The sequence below is a fragment of the Pseudomonas sp. P5_A2_2 genome, from assembly GCF_054177685.1.
In genome coordinates this window covers 1-4,953 of record NZ_JBGCUL010000306.1, presented here as the reverse complement: position 1 = coordinate 4,953, position 4,953 = coordinate 1, and the positions used below count along the sequence as shown (strand labels likewise).

The window sequence follows — 4,953 nt, the reverse complement described above, 5'->3', positions numbered from 1 at the left end:
CTGTTTATCAGCTATCTACCAAGATGAAGCGACAGTTTCCCGGACCGGTACTTTAATGGATGTTCTGGAGCGACTGATCACTGGGCCGTCATAGCCTTAAGGCTATGGATCTCATACCGAAAAGCTATTTCATCAATCGGTGATCCGGATCCACGCTTAAGGATGGTTAGCTGAAAACAAAATAAAGAGGAGATGCCATGTCAACTGAATCGAAATGCCCGTTCAATCACGCCGCTGCTGGCGGTGGCACGACGAACCGCGACTGGTGGCCGAACCAACTGAATCTGAAGATCTTGAGTCAACACTCGCCCAAATCTGACCCGTTGGGGGGCGACTTCAACTACGCCGAAGCCTTCAAGAGCCTGGACTTCCAGGCGTTGAAAAAAGACCTGACTGCGCTGATGACCGACTCCCAGGACTGGTGGCCGGCGGACTTCGGTCACTATGGGCCTTTCTTTATCCGCATGTCCTGGCACGCCGCAGGCACCTATCGCACCGGTGACGGCCGGGGCGGCGCCGGCTCCGGCCAGCAGCGCTTTGCACCGCTCAACAGCTGGCCGGACAACGTCAGCCTCGACAAGGCCCGTCGGCTGCTCTGGCCAATCAAGCAAAAGTACGGCAACAAAATCTCCTGGGCCGACCTGATCGTCCTCGCCGGCAACGTTGCACTGGAGTCCATGGGCTTCAAGACCTTTGGTTTTTCCGCTGGCCGCCCGGATGTCTGGGAACCGGACGAAGATGTCTACTGGGGCTCGGAAAAAACGTGGCTGGGTGGCGACGTGCGTTATGGCAAAGATGCCGGGCAAGCTCCCGCAGAGCGCAATCTGGAGGCCCCCCTCGCAGCCGTGCAGATGGGCCTGATTTACGTAAACCCCGAAGGCCCTGAAGGCAACTCTGATCCGGTCGCCGCCGGGACGGACATCCGTGAAACCTTTGCGCGCATGGCCATGAACGACGAGGAAACCGTCGCGCTGATCGCGGGCGGTCACGCCTTCGGCAAAACCCACGGTGCAGGTCCCGTCGACCATGTCGGACCTGAGCCCGAAGCCGCCGGCCTCGAGCTGCAGGGCCTGGGCTGGAAGAGCACGTTTGGTACCGGTAAAGGTGGCGACACCATCTCCAGCGGCCTGGAAGTGACCTGGACGACCACGCCAACCCGGTGGAGCAACAACTACCTGGAGAACCTGTTCGGTTACGAATGGGAACTGACCAAGAGCCCGGCGGGGGCAAACCAGTGGAAGCCGAAAAACGGCGCTGGCGCCGGCACCATTCCGGATGCCCATGATCCCGCAAAACGGCGTGATCCGACCATGCTGACCACGGACCTGTCGCTACGTTTCGACCCGATCTATGAGCCGATTTCGCGGCGCTTCCTGGCCAATCCAGACCAGTTGGCCGACGCCTTCGCCCGTGCCTGGTACAAGCTGATTCACCGTGACATGGGGCCGCTTTCACGCTACCTCGGCCCGGAAATGCCGAACGAAGAGCTGCTGTGGCAAGACCCGATCCCTGCCGTCGATCATCCGCTGGTCAATGACAGCGATGTGGCCGCGCTCAAGGGCAAAATTGCCGCCTCGGGGCTGTCAGTCTCGCAGCTGGTATCTACAGCCTGGGCGGCAGCGTCGACTTTCCGTGGCTCCGATAAACGCGGTGGTGCCAACGGTGGGCGTTTGCGTCTGGAGCCGCAGAAGTCCTGGCAGGCCAACCAGCCAGAACAACTGGCCAGGGTGCTGGCAAAACTCGAAAGCATTCAGAAGGAGTTCAACAGTGGCGGCAAGAAAATCTCCCTGGCCGACCTGATCGTGCTCGCCGGTGGCGTGGGCGTGGAACAGGCTGCGAAAAATGCCGGCCACAGCGTGACGGTACCTTTCACGCCGGGGCGCATGGACGCCAGCCAGGAACAGACCGATGTCGAATCCTTCGGATACCTTGAACCGATTGCCGACGGCTTCCGTAATTACCTGAAGCAACAGTACCGTGTACCGGCCGAAAAACTGCTGATCGACAAGGCGCAACTGCTGACGCTCAGCGCGCCGGAAATGACGGTGTTGCTGGGCGGCTTGCGGGTGTTGAACACCAATGTCGACCAGAGCAGACACGGAGTGTTCACCACGCGTCCGGAGGCCTTGACCAACGACTTCTTCACCAACCTGCTGGATATGGGCGTGGAGTGGAAGCCGGTATCGGATGCCCAGCAAGAGTATGAAGGGCGCGATCGCAAGACCGGCGCGCTGAAGTGGACGGGCACTCGAGTCGATCYGGTCTTCGGTTCCAATGCGCAGTTGCGAGCTTTGGCCGAGTTCTATGCCTGCGCCGATGCGCAGCAGAAGTTCGTCAAGGACTTCGTCGCTGCGTGGACCAAAGTGATGAACCTGGATCGCTTCGACTTAAACCGCACTGTTTAGAGGAGATGTTGTCATGACGCTGGCACGACCGGCAAAAAGTGCCTCGGTTCGCCCTCCGGCTCCTGCATCAGCGGAGGGCATCCAGCGACCATAAACCTTGGCGATCATGGTCCAGTCTTTGTGGCCGAGCTGCTTGGCTACCTGCATTGGATTCTCGCCAACGGATAGCATCATGGAGGCATAGGTGTGGCGGCTCTGATAGGGTCGCTGCCACCTAACTCCTGACAGCAGTCAGGATTATGATCAATAGCAATGCCAAATAGATCGCGACCTGATTCAGTGTGACTTGGCTATTCGGTAGCTCGTGTTTTGATGATTGATACTCCTTGTTTTCATGTCGAGCTTTCGCGAAAAACGAAGTACTTACATGTGAAGAATCCAAAAAATGCTACCGCTATTATCGCAAGAATTTGAATGATCTGATGGGGGTAATGCAGAGTGTCGACAAGGATGTACAGGAGCATAAAATTGATCAAGTATCCGGTTATATGCATCTGCACATAACGGATTAATGCTCCTCGATTTTTTCTCTGAGAAAATGTCCACTTGTAGTTGGCGATATAGCCAATGGCGACGCCTGTTAGATACATCAGTGTCATCGACAGTTTTTCACCGCTCCCGGAATACACAATCAACAGATACCCGAGGTAAAGCAAAGAGTTGTTAACCAGGCCAACGATGCCGTAGCGTATTAATTGACCAAAAGCGGGAGTGGTGAAAAAGCTCATTCAGTCTATTACCCTCTGTCTTCTTCGATAATCGACGCTGAGTGTGAGCGGCGTGCAGTAATGTCTGATATTTCCCCACGCGATTCGTATGTTTTTTTCCCTATGATATACAAGGGGCGCCTCTTGGTTTGGTCAAATGTCTTTCCGACATATATTCCAACGATACCTTGTATGGATATCACAATGCCGCCAATGAAGAATGTCGAGACCATGAGGCTGGTCCAGCCTTGCACTACCGCGCCATGGAGCAGGGTGGTAAATATGAGGTAGGCTCCGTAAATGAATGACAGTAGCGCCATGGTGAACCCAAGCTTCACCGCAAGTCGAAGTGGCTTGTCTGAGTATGCAATTATTGTTTCCATAGCCAAATTCCAAAGCTTTGAAAATGTATAAGTGCTTTTCCCATCCAGGCGTTCCGCATGCTCGATCTCAATTCCTGTACTGGCAAAGCCTGTCCAGTGAACCAGTGCGCCAAAAAAGCGGAGCTGCTCTCGCATTTGACAGACGTTATCCACAACCTTTCGGGAAATGATGCGGAAGTTGCCGCTGTCGCCATTATATTCAAAGTCTGCCAGGTAGCTGAACGTCTTATAGAACAGCCAGGAGGTTGCTCGCTTGAGCGGGGGATCGCTTCGTTTTCCTCGCAAGGCTAGAACAATGTCGTAGCCTTCCTGGGCTTTGGCATAGAGGCGTGGAATTTCTTCAGGACGGTCCTGAAGGTCGCAATCCATTACGACAGCCCATTGCCCTCGGCAAGCGTCCAGGCCGGCGGTAATTCCATAGTGCTGGCCGAAGTTTCGACTTAGCTGAATGCCACGAACTCGCGGGTCAGCTTCGGCGAGGCGCTCTATTATTTGCCATGAGCGATCGCCTCCGCAGTCTTCTACCAACAAAATCTCAAAATCGATTGTAATCTCTTCAAGGGACTTTCTTAATCGTGAGTAAAGTTCGTCAAGTGAGTTCTCGGCTTTGTAAACCGGAACGATGACTGAAATATGTGGCCCAGCCGCTTTTGATGTCATGGTGTTTTATGTCTTATTTAATTGTGGGCTCGACGGGTTTTTACCAAAATTTCGCATTAAAAAGAAGCTCCTGCCGGTAAAAAAACACCCCGAATGCGGCGTGCAAAACAAATAGTGCCAGGCAAAGAGAGTACTTTGCTTTATCCACTTTCTTCTTGGTAAGGGCTTTTGTGTTTTTAAACAAGAAGGCGACAGAAAACAGGAATACCAGGTAAAGCCCCATTTGCCCGCTCCACCAGAAATTCCCGTCGTACATTCTGGATCCGCTTTCTGCAAAGAAGTACGTAAGAACTAAGCCCATGAAAAGGCAGCAGGAAGAAAAAATTAAAGCTTTGTCTTGTATGAAGCTTCTTGGGTAGCACAGAAAAACCAGCAGTGGAAACGCTATCGATAAAATTAATTTCTGAAGCAGAAAGTTTGAGTAATGAGCCATTGTCTCAAAAGGCAAAACCACGATGTGGCTTTCCGTGCTGCCGGTAGCTTGTGAAAGGTCCTGGAAGAAAAATGTTTGGAAAAATTGCAGGCCAAGCACTGTGAAGATCGGAAGAAAAAATGAGAGGTATATGTATTTGTTCGTCAGTACTGGCTTCAGTCTGTGGGTAACCAAGAGAAATAGCACAAATGCAGGCAGCACAATAATTAAGAAATTCGGTTTTGAAATTCCGCAGAAAAACAAAGATAGAGCAAGTGCGATGCCACTGGATAAGTTGTTGTTCGATGTGCTGTTTGCGGATTTGAGCGCGTAGCAGAAAGCAAGGAGGGAGAGGGGCTTTAGAAGCAGCATGGTAGGGCTGTGGT

At 53.1% G+C, this 4,953-nt stretch carries 4 protein-coding genes and 1 pseudogene; 1 reads left to right on the top strand and 4 read right to left on the bottom strand.

Annotation, left to right across the window (positions count from 1 at the left end):
• Positions 1–197 precede the first annotated feature (197 nt).
• The gene (gene katG, locus ACXRVY_RS17010; RefSeq protein ID WP_458237817.1) at positions 198–2,405 is read left to right on the top strand and encodes a catalase/peroxidase HPI; all 2,208 of its coding nucleotides are present in this window, start codon (positions 198–200) and stop codon (positions 2,403–2,405) included.
• Here katG and ACXRVY_RS17005 read toward each other — a convergent pair.
• The 4 genes and pseudogenes from ACXRVY_RS17005 to ACXRVY_RS16990 form a co-directional block, all read right to left on the bottom strand.
• A pseudogene (locus ACXRVY_RS17005) lies at positions 2,388–2,630 on the bottom strand (site-specific integrase); the annotation flags it as partial. The gene katG and the pseudogene ACXRVY_RS17005 sit on opposite strands and share 18 nt — an antisense overlap.
• Before the next feature lie 107 nt (positions 2,631–2,737).
• Complete coding sequence (locus ACXRVY_RS17000; RefSeq protein ID WP_223457363.1) at positions 2,738–3,133, bottom strand: GtrA family protein; 396 nt, start codon at positions 3,131–3,133, stop codon at positions 2,738–2,740.
• 8 nt (positions 3,134–3,141) lie between these two features.
• The gene (locus ACXRVY_RS16995; RefSeq protein ID WP_457266073.1) at positions 3,142–4,155 is read right to left on the bottom strand and encodes a glycosyltransferase family 2 protein; all 1,014 of its coding nucleotides are present in this window, start codon (positions 4,153–4,155) and stop codon (positions 3,142–3,144) included.
• 40 nt (positions 4,156–4,195) lie between these two features.
• Positions 4,196–4,953, bottom strand: a 758-nt coding sequence (locus ACXRVY_RS16990) for a hypothetical protein (RefSeq protein WP_458237816.1), incomplete at its 5' end; no start/stop codon positions are given.

Coding starts and splice junctions, on each gene's coding strand:
- ACXRVY_RS17000 (WP_223457363.1), bottom strand. CDS start 3,133: ATGAGCTTTTTCACCACTCCCGCTTTTGGTCAATTAATACGCTACGGC.
- ACXRVY_RS16995 (WP_457266073.1), bottom strand. CDS start 4,155: ATGACATCAAAAGCGGCTGGGCCACATATTTCAGTCATCGTTCCGGTT.